The organism is Massilia sp. Masssp94, assembly GCF_059491305.1.
Map to the genome: position 1 here is coordinate 6,908,411 of NZ_CP168501.1, position 19,045 is coordinate 6,927,455.

Consider the following 19,045-nt stretch of genomic DNA (forward strand, 5'->3'; position numbering starts at 1 on the left):
CAGCGGCTGTCAGGCCACGGTCGCCCACAGGTCGTGCGCATCCGCCTTCGTCACGACCACCTCGATGAACTCGCCCACGGCCGGCTTGGCCTTGCCCGGCGTGAGGGCGCGCTTGATGTGGACGACGCCGTCGATTTCCGGCGCATCCGCTGCCGAGCGGCCGACCGCTTCGCGCGGGCCCACTTCGTCGACGAGGACGCGGATCGTCTTGCCGACCTTCGCCTGCAGGCGCTGCGCCGAGATCTCTTCCTGCAGCAGCATCACGCGGGCGCGGCGCTCTTCCTTGACTTCGTCCGGCACCGGGTTCGCGATCTCGTTCGCCGTCGCGCCTTCGACCGGCGAGTACGCAAAGCAGCCCAGGCGGTCGATCTGCGCTTCCTTCAGGAAGTCCAGCAGGTATTCGAATTCCGCGTCCGTCTCGCCCGGGAAGCCGGCGATGAACGTCGAGCGGATCGTGAGGTCGGGGTTCATCTTGCGCCATGCCTGGATACGGTCGAGGTTCTTCTCGCCGCTGGCCGGGCGCTTCATGCGCTTCAGGACGTCCGGATGCGCGTGCTGCAGCGGGATGTCGAGGTAAGGCACGACGTTCTCGCCCATGAACGGGATCACCTGGTCCACGTGCGGGTACGGGTACACGTAGTGCAGGCGCACCCACGCGCCGTACTGCTGCGCCATCTGGCCCAGGGCTTCCGTCAGCTGCGTCATGTGCGTCTTGACCGGGCGGCCGTTCCAGAAGCCGGTGCGGAACTTGACGTCCACGCCGTATGCGCTCGTGTCCTGCGAGATCACCAGCAGTTCCTTGACGCCCGCCTTGAACAGGTTCTCCGCTTCCTGCAGCACATCGTGGATCGGACGCGACACGAGGTCGCCGCGCATCGACGGGATGATGCAGAAGCTGCAGCGGTGGTTGCAGCCTTCGGAAATCTTCAGGTAAGCGTAGTGCTTGGGCGTGAGCTTGACGCCGTGGTCCGGCACGAGGTCGATGAACGGGTCGTGCGGCTTGGGCAGGTGCATGTGCACGGACTCCATCACTTCGGCGACCGCGTGCGGACCGGTCACCGCGAGCACCTTCGGGTGCACCTTGGTGATGATGTCGCTGCCCGATGCATCCTTCTTGGCGCCGAGGCAGCCCGTGACGATCACTTTACCGTTTTCGGCCAGCGCCTCGCCGATCGCATCGAGCGATTCCTGCACGGCCGCGTCGATGAAGCCGCAGGTGTTGACGATCACGAGATCGGCGCCGGCATACGACTTGGCGGTCTCGTAACCCTCCGCGCGCAGCTGCGTGAGGATCTGTTCGGAGTCGACGAGCGCCTTCGGGCAGCCGAGCGAGACGAAACCGACCTTCGGCGGCACGGCGGTGCCGGCAGCGTCGGAGGTGGCGGGAAGAGGGTTACGGCGGAGTTCTTGCATTGTCGGATTGCGGCAAAAATTCAGGGCAATCCGCGATTGTACAGGAAGCGGGGGCGGAGGGAAATCGACGAGCATGTCGTATACAGAGAATGTCTTTGCAGCCCGCGCCCTCTGTACGCCGCCCCTGCGAAGGCAGGAGCCTAATTTTTCATGCGTTGCCGCAATGCGGGCAACATTGGATCCCCGCCTCCGCGGGGACGACGTGCAAACGTTACTTCTTCTCCGGCGGCACCCCGAACGGGAACGCGCCGAACATCGCCTTGCTCTGGCTCTGCATCTGCTCCTGCATCTGCAGGAACAGGTTCTTGCTCTGGTCGATGTAGTTGTTCATCATGCCCTGCATCATCGGACCCTGGATGTTCATGAACTGGGTCCACATCTCGGTGCTGAACGGCTTGCCTTCCATCGCGCCCGCGGCCGAGCCGACGAATTTGTTCTGGATGTCGGTGAACGCCTGCACGTTCTTTTCCAGATACGAGCCCATCATGCCCTGCATCGCGTGGCCATAGTAGCGGATGATCTGGGACAGCACGCCGCTGGAGAACATCGGCACGCCGTGCGCTTCCTCTTCGAGAATGATCTGCAGGAGGATGCTGCGGGTCAGGTCTTCGTTCGTCTTGGCATCCACGACCGTGAACTCGTCGGAATCGAGGACGAGTTGCTTCACGTCGGACAAGGTGATGTAAGAACTGGTCTGGGTGTCGTACAGCCGGCGGTTCGGATACTTCTTGATCAGGCGTTCAGTGCTTTTTTTGACACTACTCATCTCATTTCCATGTACAGCGCCGAAGCGCATTTATTATGCAGCGACCGCGGGGATCTGCCGCGGCGTCTCCGATTCCAAGAGGATATCCGCTAAAAATACCACGTTGCGAACGCAGGTGCAGCAATTATTCGCTGAGCAACTGAATGATTTCTTTCGCAATGTGTTAGCGGTCCCTTCAATCGGCCCTGGCCTTGACGTACCGGCCCGGCGCCGGCTCGATCGCCGGATACTGCGCATTGCCCGGCTGTGCGGGCGGCGCGACCTCCTTGCCGCCGTGTTCGACGAGGAACTTCGCCCATTCCGGCCACCAGCTGCCCTTCTTCTCGACGGCGCCGGCCATCCAGTCGGCCGCCGTCTTCGGCCGCGTCTTGCCGCCCTCGTTGACCCAGTAGCTGCGCTTGTTCTTCGACGCGGGATTGATCACACCTGCAATGTGGCCCGACGCGCCCAGCACGTAACGGTTGTTCTTCGGCTTTTTCGGGTTCAGCAGCCCCATCGACGCGAACGCCGCCTCCCAGGGCACGATGTGGTCTTCCTTCGACCCGTACAGGAAGGTCGGGCAATCGATGGTGCCCAGGTCGACCTTGACGCCCGCCACCGTCAGCGCACCCGGCACCTTCAGCTTGTCCTCGAGGTAGGTATTGCGCAGGTACCAGCAATACATCGGACCCGGCAGGTTCGTGCTGTCCGCATTCCAGTACAGCAGGTCGAACGCGGGCGGCGTCTTGCCTTTCAGGTAGTTTTGCTGGACATAGTTCCACACGAGATCGTTCGGACGCAGCGCGGAGAACGTCGTCGCCAGGTCGCGTCCCGGCATCAGGCCGCCGCGGGAAAGCTGCTGTTCGCGCAGCTTGACCTGGGTTTCGTCGACGAACACGTCGAGCACGCCCGTGTCCGAGAAATCGAGCAGCGTCGTGAACAGCGACAGGCTGGCGGCCGGCTTCCTGCCGCGGGCGGCCAGCACGGCCAGCGCCGTCGCGGCGATCGTGCCGCCCACGCAGAAGCCGAACACGTTCACCTTGTCCTGGCCCGTGATGGCGCGGGTGGCGTCCAGCGCGCGGATCGCGCCCTGCTCCACGTAATCGTCCCACGTCGTGCCGGCCAGGCTCTGGTCCGGATTACGCCAGGACAGCATGAACACCGTATTGCCCTGCTCCACCAGGTAGCGGACGAGGGAATTCTCCGGCTGCAGGTCGAGGATGTAGTATTTGTTGATGCACGGCGGCACCATCAGCAGCGGCACCTCGTGCACGGTCGGCGTCGTCGGCGTGTACTGGATCAGCTGGAACAAGTGATTCTCGAACACGACCGTGCCCGGCGTGATGCCGACGTTGCGGCCCACCTCGAATGCGGACTCGTCCGATTGGGAGATACGGCCCTTCTGCAGGTCGGCCAGCATGTTCTGCAGACCCTTCGTGAGACTCTCGCCCTTGGTCTCGATGATTTTCTGCTGGGCTTCCGGATTCGTCGCGAGGAAGTTCGCGGGCGACATCGCATCGACGATCTGCTGCACGGCGAAGCGGATCTTCTGCTTGTCGCGCGGCGGCGCTTCGACGGCCTCGGCCAGGGCCATGATGAATTCGGAATTCAGCAGGTAGGACGCGACGCTGTACGCGGACATCGCGTTCGCCGTCCACTCGGGCGCGGAAAAGCGGCGGTCGCTGAACGACGGCAGCTTGCCGGTGACAAACTCCTGCCACAGCTTCATCGCCTTTTGCAGGTAATCGTCGCGCAGCGCTTCCAGCTTGCCCTGCGACAGCCCGGCGCCGATATCGCCCAGCATCTTGGCCACCGGTGCGAACGCTGCCGAGCCGTCGGCACCGTCGGGGAGTTTCATCCAGGACTGCCAGGCGGAGGGATCGGTGAATTGCGCGAACGGCGCCATCCAGGGTGCGGCAAGCATCTGCGGGGTAGCATCAGGCGTATTCATAAGGCGTCCATTGTGTAGAATCGTTTTATCGACAGCAACCGGAGCATCGCATGTGGATCGTAGCCATAGGATGGATGTACGTCGTAACCCTGATGGCGGCGACGGAGCCGACTGTGGTTGGCGGCATTATGACTTTTTTCGGCTATGGCGTGTTGCCATTCTCAATCGTTTTTTACCTTGCGGGATCAAGACGGCGGCGCGCCCGCGCGGCACAGGCGGCGTTGCGGACGGCTGACGGGACACCGGTCGTGCCCGCGGCAGGCCATGCGGCCGGCGCCGATGGCGCTGCGGCCGGGCACGGCCACGATGGAGGCCGCTGAACGGCCCGCCCTTATTTCAACCAGATGAGGCTGGCCTGCCGGCCAGTCACGCCGTCGCGGCGATACGAATAAAACCAGTCGGTCTCGGTCGCCGTGCAGCGGTCGCCGCCATGGACGCGCGTGATCCCGTCGCGGGCCAGCATGCGACGCGCCAACAAATACATGTCCGCCAGATACTTGCCCGGACGCCCCGCATACGGCCGGAAAGCATCGTCCACCTGCCCCGGCAACGCGGCCTCGAAGGCGGCCAGCACGTCGGCGCCCACTTCGAACGCATCCCGGCCGATCGCCGGCCCGAGCCAGGCCGTGATCTCGCCCGCGCCGGCCGCGCGCATGGCCGCGACCGTCTGACCAAGCACGCCACCGGCCAGCCCACGCCAGCCCGCATGCGCGGCGCCCGCGACCTTGCCGCCCAGGTCCGCGAACAGCACGGGCAGGCAGTCGGCCGTGAGGATGGCGCAGACGACGCCCGGCACCGTCGCGATGCTCGCGTCGCCCGTCAGCACGGGACCGCCCGGCTGGACGGTCGCCGCATCGACGACGTCGGGGCCGTGCACCTGCGCGATCCACGCGGGCGGGCCCGGCAGGCGCGCGCGCAGACGCATCCGGTTGGCCTGCACGGCCTCCGGATCGTCGTTCACGTGCCGGCCCAGGTTCAGGCCGCCACCGTCCCGCCCATCGCCGTACGGGCCCATGCTGACGCCACCGCGCCGCGTCGTGGCCAAGGCACCGAACGCGTCAGGCAGATCGGGCCACTCGGTCGCGGGGTGGATCAGATCGGCGTCCTTCAGATCGGATTCCACCATCAGATCGCTTCCGGTTCTTCGATCCCGGCCTGTTCCAGAAGTTCCGCGAAATCGTCGGCCAGCGGCACGACCCATTCCATGTGCTCGCCGGTGGCCGGGTGCGTGAGACCCAGGCGGCGCGCCTGCAGCGCCTGGCGGTGGAAGAACGAACGCAGGTGCTGCTTGCCGTACACGGTGTCGCCGACAAGGCTGTAGCCCAGCGACTGCATGTGCACGCGGATCTGGTGCGTGCGGCCCGTCTCCAGGCGGCATTGCACGAGGCTGACCGGGCGGCGGTCGAGCTCGCCCGTCTCCAGCAGTTCGTAGTGCGTGATGGCCGGCTTCGCCGACGGGCTGTTCGACACGGCCATCTTGACCCGGTCCTTCGCGTCGCGGCTGATGGGGGAGTCGATGGTGCCGTAGGCGCGCGGCGTGCCCCACACGAGCGCGAAATATTCGCGTTTCACCGTGCGCGCCTGCAGCTGGCGCACGAGGTCCGTCTGCGCCTCCAGCGTCTTGCCGACGACCATCAGGCCGCTCGTGTCCTTGTCGAGGCGGTGCACGATACCGGCACGCGGCACGGACACCAGTTGCGGGCAGTGATGCAGCAGCCCGTTCAGCAGGGTGCCCGACCAGTTGCCCGAGCCCGGATGCACGACGAGGCCGGCAGGCTTGTTGATGACGATGATGGCGTCGTCCTCGTGGACGATGTTCAGCGCCATCGGTTCCGGCGTGTAGGCCGTGTCCTCGGGCGCCGGCTGCGGCACGACGGTGACCGTCTCGTCGCCATAGGCCGTGCTCTTGCCCTTCGCCGGCTTGCCGTCGACGGTGATGTGGCCTTCGTCGAACCATTGCTGCAGGCGGCTGCGCGAGAACTGGGGCACCAACCCGGCCACGACCTTGTCCAACCGCTGGCCGCAGTGTTCGGGGACCAGCTCCAGGGTGATCGGGGCGTAATCAGGGCCACCGGTGCCGGCATCGAGCTCGGCGTCGAGGTCCTCATCCAGGTCGGGGTCGAAAAGGTTTTCCGCCGAATTCGGCGCAGCAGTTAATATCACGTCAGTCCCATCGGCTATAATCAGCCGTTCGTTGAATCTCGGTAAAACTTTCTTGCACTAAGAGCTTATGCAAAAAAAATTGTCTGTAATAGTCGTGACTAGCGTTCTGCTAAGTTTGTCAGCTTGCGGTTTGTTACCGGAAAGATCCGACGAAAACAAGAACGTGTCAGCATCGAAATTATACGCTGACGCGCAGGAGGAAATGGCGGGCGGCCACTACGAAGCCGCGATCAAGCTGTTCGAACGCCTCGAATCCAACTATCCGTTCGGCACCTACGCCGCCCAGGCGCAGATGGAAATCGCCTATGCGCACTACAAGGCGCAGGACCAGGCCGAGGCGCTGGCCGCCGTCGAACGCTTCATCAAGCTGCACCCGAACCACCCGCAGGTCGACTACATGTACTACCTGCGCGGCCTGATCAATTTCAACGACCAGATCGGCTTCCTCAGCTTCATCTACGCCCAGGACCCGACCGAGCGCGACCCGAAGGCGACGCGCGAAGCGTTTGCCGCGTTCAAGGAACTCGTCGACAAGTTCCCGAACAGCAAATACGCGCCGGATTCGGTCGCCCGCATGAACTACCTGATCAATGCGATGGCGCAGTACGAAGTGCACGTGGCGAACTACTACTACCGCCGCGGCGCCTACCTGGCCGCGCTGAACCGCGCCCAGGGCGCCGTGACCCAGTTCAGCGAAGCCCCGGCGCGCGAGGAAGCACTGTTCATCATGATTCGCGCCTACGACAAGCTGGGCATGTTCGACCTGCGCGACGACACGCAGCGCATCTTCACCATGAACTACCCGAACAGCCGCTTCATGGGCGGCAAGGGTTCGGGCGACGCGCCGTGGTGGAAGTTCTGGGCCAAGGCCGGCCCGAAACCGGCGCCGAAAGACGCCGTGCAGTAACAACAGTGCCCGCGGAAGCGGGCTTTTTTTCGCGCCCCCGGCCCAAAATTCGGGGTCAGAGCACATTTCCGATCAATGTCCGGCGACCAGTTGCTCTGGCAACGCTCTGCGCGCGTGCACGCCCTCCATGGACGTTCGCGCGCGGCGCCACGCGCAGAACTTGCTTCGCGGACCTTGCGCAATAAAGTGCTCTGACCCCGAATTTTTCGAAGTCGTCAGCCTTCGATGCGCCGGCGGAACACCCAGGATTTGTCCGTCGACACGGCCTCGTCGTACGCATACCCGTCCACGTCGAAGTCCTTCAGGCGCTCGACGTCCGTGATGCCCTGCTCGGCCGCATGGCGCGCCATCATCCCGCGCGCCCGCTTGGCGAAGAACGAGATGATCTTGTACTTGCCGTTCTTCCAGTCTTCGAACACGGGCGTGACCACGGGCACGTCCAGCAGCTTCGGCTTGACGGACTTGAAGTATTCTTCGGACGCGAGGTTCACGAGGACCGGCGCGCCCGCCTCCTTCAGGTCCGCGTTCAGCGCGGCCGTCACCCGGTCGCCCCAGAAGGCATACAAATCCTTGCCGCGCGGGTTCGCGAGGCGCGTGCCCATCTCCAGGCGGTACGGATGCATGGCGTCCAGCGGTCGCAGCACGCCGTACAGGCCCGACAGGATGCGCACGCGGTCGCGCACATAACCGAGCGCCTGCTTGCCGAGCGTGCGCGCAGCCAGGCCCGTATAGACGTCGCCGTCGAACGACATGATGGCCTGGCGCGCGGCGGCGTGGTCCGGGTGCCAGTCGGCGTAACGGGTCACGTTCAGCACCGACAGCTGGTCCGAGATCGCCATCAGCGCGCCGATCTCGGCCGGCGATTTCGGCTTGAGAACGCGGATCAATTCGGCGGCATCGTCGATGAAGCGGGGCGTCGAGCGCTCCTGCGTGGTGGGTGGCGATTCGAGGTCGAGGGACTTGGCGGGCGAGAGAACGATCAGCATTTAGTTATGAAACACGTACAGCGGGTAAAATTGCTGACATGATACCTGCTTCAGCGAAACCCATCGTCATCGACACCAACGTCTGCCTCGACCTGTTCGTTTTCCGCGACCCGCGCTGGGCGCCCCTGCTTGCCGCGCTCGAATCCGGCAAGGTGCGCGCCGTCACCCGCGCCGATTGCCGCGACGAATACCGGATCGTGCTGCATTATTCGCACCTGCCGCTCGACGACAGCACCCGGCCGCAGGCGGAGGCCGCCTTCGACGCCCTGATCGAGGTCGTGGCGCCGACATCGCGCGCGCTGCGCCTGCCCGTCTGCACGGACCGCGACGACCAGAAATTCCTCGAGATCGCGCGCGACGCCGATGCCGCCGTCCTCGTCACGAAGGACAAGGCGTTGTTGAAACTGGCCCGCCGCGCCGCGCGCGAGAACCTCTTCCGCATCATGACGCCCGACGCCTGGATCAAGACCGAGGCCCCGGCAGCCCCATCCAACCTGTACGCACCATGACCACACCCGTCCTGCAATCGCGCCTGCCGGCCGTCGGCACCACCGTGTTCACCCTGATGTCCGCGCTCGCGGGCGAGCACGGCGCCGTCAACCTGGGCCAGGGCTTCCCCGACTTCGACTGCGATCCGCGCCTGCTGGACGCGGTCGATGCCGCCATGCGCGCGGGTCACAACCAGTACGCGCCGATGACCGGCCTGCCCGTGCTGCGCGACGCCGTCGCCGCCAAGCTGGCCGCACTGTACGGCCACGCCTACGATGCCAGCGCCGAGATCACGGTCACGGCCGGCGCCACGCAAGGCATCATCACGGCGATCCTGTGCGCCGTGCATCCGGGCGACGAAGTCATCGTCATCGAGCCCTGCTACGACAGCTACCAGCCGTCGATCACCCTGGCCGGCGGCGTGCCGGTGCCCGTCGCGATGCGCGTGGACGCGGGCGGCTACAGCGTGCCGTGGGACGCCGTCGCGGCGGCCGTCACGCCCAGGACCCGGATGATCGTCGTGAACACGCCGCACAACCCCACGGGCACGATCCTGCGCCGGGCCGACCTCGATTCGCTGGCTGCCATTGTCGAAGGGACCGATATCCTGATCCTGTCGGACGAGGTGTACGAGCATATGGTCTACGACGGCCAGCCGCACGCGTCGGTGAGCCGCCATCCCATGCTGGCGGAGCGCGCGTTCGTCGTGTCGAGCTTCGGCAAGACATACCACGTGACGGGCTGGAAGGTGGGCTACGTGGCCGCGCCGGCGCCGTTGATGGCGGAATTCCGCAAGGTCCACCAGTACAACGTCTTCAGCGTGAACACGCCGATGCAGGCCGGCCTGGCCGCCTTCATGCGCGACCCGGCGCCGTGGCGCGACCTGCCCGCGTTCTACCAGCGCAAGCGCGACCTGTTCCGCGCGGGGCTGGCGCACACGCGGTTCACGCTGCTGCCGGCGGACGGCACGTATTTCCAGTGCGTGCGCTACGACGGGATTTCGGACCTGGGCGAATCGGAATTCGCGCAGTGGCTCACGCGCGAGATCAAGGTGGCCGCGATTCCGGTGTCGGCCTTTTACAGCAAGCCGACGGAGTCCGGCATCGTGCGGTTCTGCTTTGCGAAAAAGGACGAGACGCTGAACGGCGCCCTGGAGCGGTTGGCGACAGTGTGACGCGGGCTCAGTGCGAGAGCTGCTGGATGCGGCGCTCCACGAACCCCTGCAATTCCTGCGACAACCCGCCGCCGGCGCGCGCCCGCTGGAACGCGTCGAGCGCCTCGCCGTTGCGTTTCTCGGCCTGCAGCGAGATGCCGAGGCCCATCCACCACACACCGTTCGACGGCACCGCGCGCACGGCCTGGTGATACTGCTCGGCCGCCTCGCGGTGACGCTGCTGGCGGGCCAGCGCGGCCGCCAGGAAGGCGTGGTAGTCGGCGTCGTTGCCCGCGTACGGCAAGGTGCGCATCAGGGTGTCGATGCCGTTGCCGCCACGCTCGATCTGCAAGCGCGCCAGCAGCATCGCCATCGCGGGCTGGCGCGGGTCCAGGGTGAGGCCCAGCTGCAGCTGGCGCATCGCCTCGTCGTTGCGGTTCGCCTCGATCAGCAGGCCGACCAGGGTCTGGCGCGCCGCTTCGTGCGTCGGTTCGTATTTCAGCGCCTGCTCGAGCGCCGCGACGGTCTCGATCATGCGGCCTTCCTGCAGGCTCGCCAGTGCGCGCCGGTATTCGCCTTCCGCGCGCTGGGCGCCCGTCTCCTGGCGGCCCTGGGCGTTGCGTTTGCCCTTCGGCGGCGCGTCGTCGTGCGCGGCCGCGCGCGCGGCGGCCACCATCGCGGCGGACGTCTTCTTCGGGGATTTGCCCCGTGCGGCCAGCGCCTGCGCCATGGCGCGGCGCGCCGCGCGCGCTTCCGCGCTGTCCGGTTCCATCGGCGCCACGTCCTGCGCGCGCACGAACGGCGTCTGCGCCGCCCTCTCCGCCTTGCGCGCCGCAGCGTTTTCTTCCGCGAGGCGCTTGCGTTCCGCACGGCGCTCCGCCCGCGTCATGTGCTTCGTTGCCGGCGCGTCTACGGTCTTTTCCACGGCGGGCGGCGTCGCCGCCGGCGCGGCGGGCGCCTGCACCGGCACGGCCACGACCGGAGAAGCCTGCACGGGACCCGTGACCACCGGCGCCACGCGGACGGCAGCGACGGGCGCCGGCGCGGCCGGTGCCCCCGTGCGGTGCAGTTGGGACAAGGCCAGCCAGCCGAGTGCGCTCGCGGCGAGCGCACCGCCGACGGCAGCCGCGATCGCGCGCCGGTTCGGCCGGTACGGCTCGCGCGCCACCGGCTTCACCTGGCCCGGCAGTTCGCCGTCCTTGGGCGTGCCGCGCGCATCCAGGTCTTGCAGCATCTTGTTAATCAGGCTCATTCCGGCTCCCCGTCAATGGCTCAGCGCCCAGGCCAGGCCCGCGCCCGCGGCGGCCAGCGCGGCGGCGGATGCGGCCCAGGGCCACATGCGGCGCCTGCGCGTCGCGAGCGTGTCGCGTGCGGCCAGGTTCACGTGCGCGCGCGCGACCTGCTGGCGTCCCTGGCCGTAGCACAGCATCATGGCCTTGTGCGCGAGGATGTTGACGAGGCGCGGCACGCCGCCGCTGGCGGCGTACAGGCGGGCCACCGCACCGCGCGAGAACAGGCGCGCCCCATCATACCCGGCGACGCGCAGGCGGTGCGCCACATAGTAATCGAGGTCGTCGCGGCTCAAGGGACCGAGATGATAGTGGAACGTGATGCGCTGGGCGAGCTGGCGGATCGATTGCAGCTCCAGCTTGCGGTTCAGCTCCGGCTGGCCGAACAGGACGATCTGCAGCAGCTTGCGCTTTTCCGTCTCCAGGTTCGTCAGCAGGCGTAGCGCCTCCAGCGTCTCGACGGGCATCGCCTGCGCCTCGTCGAGGCACAGCAGCACGCGCTTGTCCCCGCCCGCCAGCTGCAGCAGCCGGTGCGTGATGGCTTTCAGGACTTGGTGCTGGTCGGCGTCCTTGTCGTAGCCGACTTCCAGCTCGTCCGCGAGCGCCAGCATCAGCGTACGCGGTTCGAGGTACGGATTCGGGATGTACGCCGTGACGAATTCCGGGCCCAGCGTCGCCATGAACTTGCGGCACAACAGGGTCTTGCCGGTGCCGACTTCGCCCGTGATCTTGATGAAGCCCTCGCCGCCGCGCGCCGCGACGAGCAGCGTGTTCAGGGCTTCCTGCGAATGCGGGGCGCCAAAGAAGAAGCTGGTGTCCGGCGTGATCCCGAACGGCAGTTCGCGCAGGCCGAAGTGGGCCGTGTACATTCAGCGGCTCCCCCGGGTGCGCGGGTCGAGCTGCTCGATGCGGCGGTTCGTGTCGAGCAGGTCGTCGTTCCAGTTGTTGATGCCTTCGACGATGGTCGGCTTGATCAGCACGACCAGTTCGCGCTTCTGGTTCACGCGCTTCTTCGCGCCGAACAGCGCCGACAGCACCGGCACCCTGCCGGTCCCCGGCAGCTGCGAATCGTCCGCGGTCGACGACTGGCGCATCAAGCCGCCGATGGCGACGACCTGGCCGTTCTGGCCGCGCACGATGCTGTCCAGTTCCGACGTCGCCGATGCCGCGAGCGGCAGGTTCAGGCTGCCGGCCGTGCCCAGGTTGACGGACTTGTTGATCGTCGAGACCTGGCTCACGGACGGGTGCACGTGCAGCAGGATGTTGCCCTTCTCGTCGATCTGCGGCGTGACGTCGAGGACGACGCCGGAGAAGAACGGCTGCAGCGTGACGCTCGGGGACACCGTGTTGCCGGTCGTCGTGGAGTTCGTGGTCGTCTGCACGCCGGTGACGTAGAACTCGTCGGTACCGATCTTCAGCACGGCCTTCTGGTTGTTGACGGCCGCCACGCGGGGGCTCGACAGCACGTGCACGGTGCCCTGCGTTTCGAGGAACGAGATCAGCGCCGCGAAGTTCGCGGTCTGCACGGCCAGGCCGAACATCGAGCCGGCCGCACCCGCCGCATTCGACAGCGAGAAGCCGCTGCTGGCCGACAGGCCGGTGCTCGGATCCGTGATCACGGCCGGCTGGCCGCCGCCGAACGGCAGCGGTGTGAGCGTGGCGCCCGGCGCGATCGTGCCGCCCGAGACGCGGTTGTCGTGGCCGCTCTTGATCGACGCGAACGACGCCCAGTTGACGCCGCTCTGGTAGCTGTCGTTCAGCTCCACTTCGAGGATCTTCGCTTCCAGGATCACCTGGCGGTCGACGGCGAGCTGCGTGGCCTTCAAATAAGCGTCGACGTTACGCAGCTCGTCCGGCATCGCGCGGATCACGAGCACGCCCGACTGCGGGCTGACGACGACGCTGCGGCCGCCCTCCTTCGATCCCACGATGGCCTCGATGGCCAGTTTCAGGTCGCCCCAGAAATCGTTGGCGGACGTCGTGGCGACGTCCGTGCTGTCCATCTGCCCGCCGTTCTGGCCGTTCGGGTTGTTGCCGTTGTTGTTCTGGTTGTTGCCGTTGTTGCCGTTCTGGTTCTGGCCCTGGTTACTGCCGTTGTTGCCGTAGCCGTTGCCGTTCTGGTTGTTGACCGCGTTCGAAACCGACGTCGACGTCACGCGCGTGCTCGACATGCCTGAGCGCTTGCCGACCAGGTAATTCACGTGGAACATCTTGGTCTGCATCGTCAGCGGCTTGATCGAGATGCGCGTGCCGTCGATCCGGTAGTCGTAGCCGTACATCTCGCGGATCGCGTCGAGCGTCTCCGGCAAGGTCACGTCCTTCAGGTTCGCCGTGATGGTGCCGGCGACATCCGGATGCACGAGGATGTTGTAGCGCGTGCCCGCGACGATCGAGCGGAAGAACTGCTGCGCCGGCACGTTGTTGAAGGAGACGTTGAAACGCTCTTCCAGCGCGGGCCGCGCCTTCGGCAGTTGCGTCGCCAGCGCGGCGGCCGGCGGCAGCAGCGCGTCGGCGACGGCCGCGTCGACCGTCGGCGCGGCGGCCGGGCGCTTGCTCGCGCCGCTCGCCACCTCGCCCTTGATGTTGTCGTAGGTCGTCACGCTGGGCGTCGTCTGGCAGCCGCCCAGCGCGATGAGTGCCAACAGCGCGGCGGCGGCCGCCGCCATGGAACGCATCGGAATACGCTTGTCGTTCATCCTCATCCTCTGTCAGCGCCGCACGGTGACCGTGGCGGCGTGGTCGCCCTTGATGCCGCCTTCGGCTTCGGCGTACAGGCGCAGCACCTGGCGTTCGCCGCCGCGCACCAGTTCCACCTCGTTCTCGCGGATGCGCACGACCTTCGCGCCGCGGAAGCTCTCGCCCTGGCGCACCGTCTCGCCATCGATGACGGCCACGTGGCGCCCGCCCGCCGCGCGCCCGATCAGGATCGATTGCAGCTGCGGGCCGCTGCTCATGGCCTGCGGACCCAGCGCGACCGGCGTCGCCGCCGCGGGCGGTTTCGTCGGGTCCTGCAGCGGCTGCGCGTGGGCGCCGCCCGCCAGCAGCAGCGCAAGGAATGCGGCGCGCAGGGCCGGCTTCATCGTCGTCGGAATCACAGCTTCATCCATTTCGGGTCCAGGCTCAGGGTGTACAGCGTCAGGGTCAGGCGCACGTTCGGGTACGCTTCCGCATCCAGCTGCGCCTTGCCCCAGAACAGCTGGGTGGGCAGCGTCTCCAGCGCCTGCATGTAGTCGACCATGTCGAGATAGCTGCCGCGCACCGTCAGTTCGACGCCGTGCCGGTACAGCAGGTCGGGCGATTTGACGACAGGCGGCGGCGCGGGGGCGGCCGACGCCGCTGCCGGCACGGCCGCCGGTGCCGGCGCCGCGCCGTCGGTCAGCGTCGACACGGGCAGCGTCTTCAGCGACACGAGCTTCAGGCGCCCGTTCGCGCGCAGGATCGCCTCCAGCAGCGGCGCGATGCGTTCCGGCGGCACGAGGCCTTTCTGCATCGTGCGCAGCTCGTCGCTCGTGCGCGCCGTCTCGGCCCGCAATTCGCCCAGATGCTTGCGCAGCGCCTCGTTCGGATCGTTGCCGTACGCGCGCGCCTTGCCCTCGATGTCGGCCGCGATGCCGCCGATGGTGATGGTCTGCTGCTGCAGCGTCGAGCGCAGCGCCGCTTCCTTGCGCGACATCGGCGCGAACACGAACGTATTCGCGAGGAACACGAGCACGACGACGGCGGCGCCGAATGCCATGATGCGTTCGCGCGGCTGCAGCGCTTCCACGCGCGCCGCGAACTGGAGCCAGCGGCGCTTCATGGCTGGCCTCCGGGGACCGGCGTCGAGGCCGCACCGGCGGCCGCCGACTGCAGGCTGAATTCGACGTACGGCGCGGGCGCATCGGACTCCTTGCCGTCGGCATCGCGCACCTTGACGGTGGCGGCCTGGCCGATCTGCATGCTGCCCACCGGCTTGCCCTGCAGGACGCGTTCATTGCGCAGTCGCGCGAGGTAGCCCGGCACGAGGGCGGGGTCGAGCGCGCGCCCGCGCACGCCGATCTCCGTGCCGGCGCCGGTGATGGTCACGCCCGTCAGCCACAGGCCGTCGACGCTTTGCCGCGCCAGCGCGCGGAAGTATTCGGCATAGCCTTCGGTATTGCCCAGGTCACCGCGCTGGATGACGTCGGCCACGCGCCGCAGCGCATCGTGCTCGGCCTGGGCCGCGGCCACCTCCGCTTCGAGGCGGCCGTCCTTCGTGCGCGGTGCGAATTCGGCGGTGGCGGCTTCCAGGCGCTTCTGCGCGGCCTGCACCTGCTCCTCGCCGCGCGCGACCCTCGCTTCCAACTGCGCGACGCGCACCTTGGCGTACACGCCCGTGCCGACGACGAGCAGCACCAGCACGCCGAGCGCACCGGCCATCGCGTTGACGGAGAAGATCTTCTTCTGCGGCTGGAACGCGGGATTGAACAGGTTGATCTGCTGGCTCATGCCGCGCCCTCCTCCACGCGCAGCGCGGCGCCGATAGGCACGAAGAAGCGCTGCTGGCGCCCCGGGTCGGCCAGGTCCGGCACGCGTTCGAGGTCGAGCACGTCGGCCAGGTCGAGCGTCTCGACCCGCGTGTAAAGGTTGCCCGACAGGTATTCGTCGAGGCCCGTGGCGCCGATCGGCGCGAGCACGAGCTTGGCCACGCTGATGAACGAGAACTGGCGCTCGAAGTTGTCGAGGGAGCGCTGCAGTTCGAGCGTGATCTTGTCGAAGGCCTGGTGCTTGCGGTCGTGGTCGTCGTCGAGCAGCAGGGCCAGCGTGACATCGATACGGCGCGACAGATACAGCTCGCCGCGCCACGACACGGTCAGCAGGCCGCCGTCCTCGCCGAACGACAGCAGCGCGATGCCGCGGCCGTCCTGCTCCAGCAGCGCGGACACGTTACGCTGTGCCATTTCGGGAATGTCGATCGCGCGCAGTTTCACCTTGGCCGCGTTGAACATCTTCTGGCGCGCGGCCACGATGCTGTTGCGCGCCGCGATCGCGAACACGCTCTGCTGCGGGCGCACGACGGCATTCGGGTCGAGCGGGACGTCGAGGACGTCGAACGTGGCGTCGTCGATGGGGAAATCGAGGATGTCCTTGAGGCGCCAGCGCATGGCGCTTTTCAGCTCCTCGCGCGGCACGTTCGGCGATTCGACCGACATGAACTGGTAGTCGCCCCCGGCCAGCACCGTCGTGCAGCGGTAGCTCGCGCTGTGCATCTCCTTCGCGGCCTTGTCGAGGCTGTCCGCAGACGGGGCGCCGGGAAAGAAGACGGCATGCGTCACGGCCGGCTTCGCGCCATCGTCCGCGCCACGGCGCACGCTGGCCGCCGCGATCCCGTCGCGCTGCGGCACCATGGCCAGCCAGGCTGCATTGTTCTGTGCTTTACTGAAAAAACCCATGCGTGGCGATGGTTATCCGTGACTTGGTCGAGATAAGTGCGATAGAGGCTTGATTATATTCAAGCGGTAGGAAATTCCGATACCAAATTTTTACTCTGGGAGAATATATTTGGTTTTCCGTGCGGAACTACTAATGGGGTGTGGTCTATACGCTGCAATCGGCTCGTAAACGACAATCGGGACCGTGCATTGCGGTCCCGATTGATCAAGCGTAAAAACGCTTAGTTGCAGTTGGCTGCCGTGCCGTTCACTTTGATCGTCGGTGCGCCGCCCGCCGTCGTCGCCTCGGTGTACTGGACGTAGCAGTTCGCCTCGTTGGTCGTGCCCGCAAGGCTCTGCGGTACGAGCTTGATCGAAGCACCCGAAGCATTCGTACCCGTCGTAGCCGCCGTCGCGATGACCTTATAGTCGACACCGTCCTTCATGCCGGCCGCCTCCGCGAGATTGCTGTCCGCCACCGGATAGCCGGTCGTGGTGTTGATGTTCATCGTCACGCCTTCGACCGTAAGTTGCTTGCTCGACGTGACAGTCGGATCGACCATGAACTTGCCATGCGCCATTGCCGCCGTCGCGCTGAGTGCACCTTTCGCAGCATTCAGGCTGGCCACGCGGGCATCGCTACCCAGGTTGGCAAACTTCGGCAGTGCCGTCGCAGCCAGAATGCCCAGAATAACGATCACGACGATCAATTCGATCAAGGTGAAGCCGCCCTGCGCATTGTTCTTGATACTTACTTTCATGCTCTCTCCGATGTAGGTGCGGCGTTCCCGGCCGCATGGGTTTTGATTAACGACCGCCTTGCGTATCGATTTCATTCAATGCAAGGCTCATCATTTGTTTCCCTGCGTCAGCAGGTGTATGAGTGAATTCTACCTTGAACGCGGGCAATTTCGATTTGCCCGAAGCAAATCTTTCTCGTTCCGAGGTGAGATAAACAAGGGTTTTGTCGCGTGGGTCAAACACCCACCCGTTTCGTGCCACACTACCCTGCCCGGATAGTGCGAATTCGCCAAGATAATCCGCCGGCGGACGGGCCAGCAGGCGCATCGGATTCTGTCCGGCCAGCGCCGCGAGCCTGTCGGGATGGCGGGCCGCCTCGACCTGCAGCGCCGTGCGCAGCGCGGCCACGGTCTGGCGCGCCGCCGCGTCCTCGGCCGCGCGGCGGTACCCGTCCAGGCGGTGCAGCAGCACCGTGGAAAGCGCCGCCGTGATGGCGGCGACGATCGCGAATTCGTACAGGGTGAAACCGCGGGTTGTCTTCACACGAATCATGGATGCCTCGTCAATGATGCAGGGCGGCCTTGCCCAGGTCCCAGATCGGCAGGAAGATGCCGAGCGCCAGCACGAGCACCATCGCACCGAGGAAGGTGATCAGGATCGGCTCGATCTGGCTGGACAGCGTCTTGAGTTCGTAGTCGACCTCGCGTTCGTACATCTGCGCGATCTCGTCCATCAGGTCGTCGAGCGAGCCGGATTCCTCGCCCACGGCGATCATCTGCAGCACGATCGGCGTGAACACCTGGGCGTTGGTCGCGGTGCGCAGGATGCTTTCGCCCCGCTCGACGCCGTCGCGCATCTGGTCCAGGCGCATGGTCAGGTAGGCATTGTCGGCCGTCTGCGCGACGACCGACAGGGCTTGCACGATCGGCACGCCGCTGCGGATCGACAGCGCGAAGCTGCGCGCGAAGCGGGCCATCGTGGCCTTGTGGATGATCTTGCCGGCGATGGGGAAGCGCAGCTTCCAGCGGTCCCACGCCAGGCGGCCGGACACGGTCCGCGTCCACGTCCGCACACCGAAGAAGGCTGCCACGGCGGCGCCGAGCATCACGGGCCAGTACTCGACGGTGAAGCGCGACGTCGTGATCAGGATGCGCGTCATCAGCGGCAGCTCGGCGTGGAAGCTCTTGAAGACCTTTTCGAACTGCGGGATCACGAACACGTTCACCACGACCATCGCCGCGATCATCGCGATGATGACGAACGTGGGATAGCGCATCGCCGTCTTCACGCGGTCGCGCATGTCGCGGTCGAATTCCAGGTGGTCGAACAGGCGCAGGAAGACTTCTTCCAGGCGGCCCGTCATCTCGCCCACGCGCACCATCGACAGGTAGAACGGCGTGAAGCATTCCGTGTGGCGGCGCATCGCGGTCGACAGTTCGCGGCCCGCGTCCAGCGACTCGCGCAGGTCCTGGATCACGCGCGCGAAGCTTTTATTGGTCGCCGATTCCTGCAACCCGGCCAGGCCGCGCATGATCGGCACGCCCGACTTCAGCAGCGTGTAGATCTGGCGGCTGAACAGCTGCACGTCGATCGACGTGACCTTCTTGCGCGTCAGGCGCTCCCACAGGCTGTCGTTCGCGCCGGCGGCGTTGCCCGGCGTGGTCGCCTTGCGGGTGGTCGGGGTGATGTCGAGCGGCGTGACGCCGGTGCCGAACAGCTGGTCGGCGACGGCGCTGCTGTCGGCGCCTTCCAGCACCCCCTGCATCAATTCGCCGCGCGCGTTGCGGCCCTTGTAGGCGAAGAACGGCATGAATGTCT

Annotated in this window: 20 protein-coding genes; 4 read left to right on the forward strand and 16 right to left on the reverse strand. The window is 66.2% G+C overall.

From position 1 onward, the window contains the following. Positions 1–9: 9 nt before the first annotated feature. From rimO to phaC, 3 genes are all read right to left on the reverse strand, one after another. Positions 10–1,413: a 30S ribosomal protein S12 methylthiotransferase RimO gene (gene rimO, locus ACEN9G_RS30295; protein ID WP_413342681.1), complete on the reverse strand. Its 1,404-nt coding sequence runs from the start codon at positions 1,411–1,413 to the stop codon at positions 10–12. Between the two features lie 211 nt (positions 1,414–1,624). Continuing rightward, complete coding sequence (gene phaR, locus ACEN9G_RS30300; protein WP_413342679.1) at positions 1,625–2,179, reverse strand: polyhydroxyalkanoate synthesis repressor PhaR; 555 nt, start codon at positions 2,177–2,179, stop codon at positions 1,625–1,627. A 175-nt stretch (positions 2,180–2,354) separates the two neighbouring features. After that, the gene (gene phaC, locus ACEN9G_RS30305; protein WP_413342677.1) at positions 2,355–4,109 is read right to left on the reverse strand and encodes a class I poly(R)-hydroxyalkanoic acid synthase; all 1,755 of its coding nucleotides are present in this window, start codon (positions 4,107–4,109) and stop codon (positions 2,355–2,357) included. A gap of 50 nt (positions 4,110–4,159) precedes the next feature. On the opposite strand from phaC, the gene ACEN9G_RS30310 reads away from it, so the two are divergent. Beyond that, positions 4,160–4,429: a hypothetical protein gene (locus ACEN9G_RS30310; RefSeq protein WP_413388359.1), complete on the forward strand. Its 270-nt coding sequence runs from the start codon at positions 4,160–4,162 to the stop codon at positions 4,427–4,429. Positions 4,430–4,440: 11 nt separating this feature from the next. Here the strand turns inward: ACEN9G_RS30310 and pgeF are convergent, their stop codons facing one another. Together pgeF and ACEN9G_RS30320 are read right to left on the reverse strand one after the other, a co-directional pair. Next, positions 4,441–5,235, reverse strand: coding sequence for a peptidoglycan editing factor PgeF (gene pgeF / locus ACEN9G_RS30315; RefSeq protein ID WP_483127456.1), 795 nt, complete (start codon positions 5,233–5,235; stop codon positions 4,441–4,443). Further along, a complete protein-coding gene (locus ACEN9G_RS30320; protein WP_413343492.1) occupies positions 5,235–6,272 on the reverse strand; it encodes an RluA family pseudouridine synthase in 1,038 nt (345 codons plus the stop codon). Before ACEN9G_RS30320 ends, pgeF begins: the two co-directional genes overlap by 1 nt. 67 nt (positions 6,273–6,339) lie before the next feature. On the opposite strand from ACEN9G_RS30320, the gene ACEN9G_RS30325 reads away from it, so the two are divergent. Continuing rightward, positions 6,340–7,179, forward strand: a complete 840-nt coding sequence (locus ACEN9G_RS30325) for an outer membrane protein assembly factor BamD (protein ID WP_413343494.1) — start codon at positions 6,340–6,342, stop codon at positions 7,177–7,179. A gap of 215 nt (positions 7,180–7,394) precedes the next feature. Here the strand turns inward: ACEN9G_RS30325 and yaaA are convergent, their stop codons facing one another. Then, positions 7,395–8,165 carry a peroxide stress protein YaaA gene (yaaA, locus tag ACEN9G_RS30330; RefSeq protein ID WP_413343495.1) on the reverse strand — a complete coding sequence of 257 codons (771 nt, stop codon included), beginning with the start codon at positions 8,163–8,165 and terminating at the stop codon, positions 7,395–7,397. A gap of 38 nt (positions 8,166–8,203) precedes the next feature. Here yaaA and ACEN9G_RS30335 point away from each other — a divergent pair, with 38 nt between their 5' ends. Both ACEN9G_RS30335 and ACEN9G_RS30340 read left to right on the forward strand, forming a co-directional pair. Beyond that, complete coding sequence (locus ACEN9G_RS30335) at positions 8,204–8,674, forward strand: putative toxin-antitoxin system toxin component, PIN family (RefSeq protein ID WP_413343497.1); 471 nt, start codon at positions 8,204–8,206, stop codon at positions 8,672–8,674. Beyond that, positions 8,671–9,828, forward strand: a complete 1,158-nt coding sequence (locus ACEN9G_RS30340; protein WP_413343499.1) for a pyridoxal phosphate-dependent aminotransferase — start codon at positions 8,671–8,673, stop codon at positions 9,826–9,828. Before ACEN9G_RS30335 ends, ACEN9G_RS30340 begins: the two co-directional genes overlap by 4 nt. Positions 9,829–9,835: 7 nt before the next feature. Here the strand turns inward: ACEN9G_RS30340 and ACEN9G_RS30345 are convergent, their stop codons facing one another. The 10 genes from ACEN9G_RS30345 to ACEN9G_RS30390 form a co-directional block, all read right to left on the reverse strand. Then, the gene (locus tag ACEN9G_RS30345) at positions 9,836–11,059 is read right to left on the reverse strand and encodes a tetratricopeptide repeat protein (RefSeq protein WP_483127457.1); all 1,224 of its coding nucleotides are present in this window, start codon (positions 11,057–11,059) and stop codon (positions 9,836–9,838) included. Between the two features lie 12 nt (positions 11,060–11,071). Then, positions 11,072–11,965 carry an ExeA family protein gene (locus ACEN9G_RS30350; protein ID WP_483127458.1) on the reverse strand — a complete coding sequence of 298 codons (894 nt, stop codon included), beginning with the start codon at positions 11,963–11,965 and terminating at the stop codon, positions 11,072–11,074. Then, positions 11,966–13,792: a pilus (MSHA type) biogenesis protein MshL gene (gene mshL / locus ACEN9G_RS30355; protein WP_483127459.1), complete on the reverse strand. Its 1,827-nt coding sequence runs from the start codon at positions 13,790–13,792 to the stop codon at positions 11,966–11,968. A gap of 12 nt (positions 13,793–13,804) precedes the next feature. After that, on the reverse strand, positions 13,805–14,203 hold the full coding sequence (locus ACEN9G_RS30360) for a hypothetical protein (RefSeq protein ID WP_483127460.1): 399 nt from the start codon (positions 14,201–14,203) through the stop codon (positions 13,805–13,807). Beyond that, a complete protein-coding gene (locus ACEN9G_RS30365) occupies positions 14,188–14,895 on the reverse strand; it encodes a hypothetical protein (protein WP_483127461.1) in 708 nt (235 codons plus the stop codon). The genes ACEN9G_RS30360 and ACEN9G_RS30365 overlap by 16 nt, the downstream gene beginning before the upstream one ends. Continuing rightward, positions 14,892–15,563 carry a PilN domain-containing protein gene (locus ACEN9G_RS30370; RefSeq protein WP_483127462.1) on the reverse strand — a complete coding sequence of 224 codons (672 nt, stop codon included), beginning with the start codon at positions 15,561–15,563 and terminating at the stop codon, positions 14,892–14,894. Before ACEN9G_RS30370 ends, ACEN9G_RS30365 begins: the two co-directional genes overlap by 4 nt. Next, the gene (locus ACEN9G_RS30375; RefSeq protein ID WP_413345420.1) at positions 15,560–16,507 is read right to left on the reverse strand and encodes an agglutinin biogenesis protein MshI; all 948 of its coding nucleotides are present in this window, start codon (positions 16,505–16,507) and stop codon (positions 15,560–15,562) included. Before ACEN9G_RS30375 ends, ACEN9G_RS30370 begins: the two co-directional genes overlap by 4 nt. Positions 16,508–16,728: 221 nt before the next feature. Beyond that, positions 16,729–17,322: a type II secretion system protein gene (locus ACEN9G_RS30380; RefSeq protein ID WP_413345418.1), complete on the reverse strand. Its 594-nt coding sequence runs from the start codon at positions 17,320–17,322 to the stop codon at positions 16,729–16,731. Beyond that, complete coding sequence (locus tag ACEN9G_RS30385) at positions 17,294–17,779, reverse strand: hypothetical protein (protein ID WP_483127463.1); 486 nt, start codon at positions 17,777–17,779, stop codon at positions 17,294–17,296. Before ACEN9G_RS30385 ends, ACEN9G_RS30380 begins: the two co-directional genes overlap by 29 nt. 10 nt (positions 17,780–17,789) lie before the next feature. Next, positions 17,790–19,037, reverse strand: coding sequence for a type II secretion system F family protein (locus ACEN9G_RS30390; protein ID WP_413344219.1), 1,248 nt, complete (start codon positions 19,035–19,037; stop codon positions 17,790–17,792). Between the last annotated feature and the right edge of the window lie 8 nt (positions 19,038–19,045).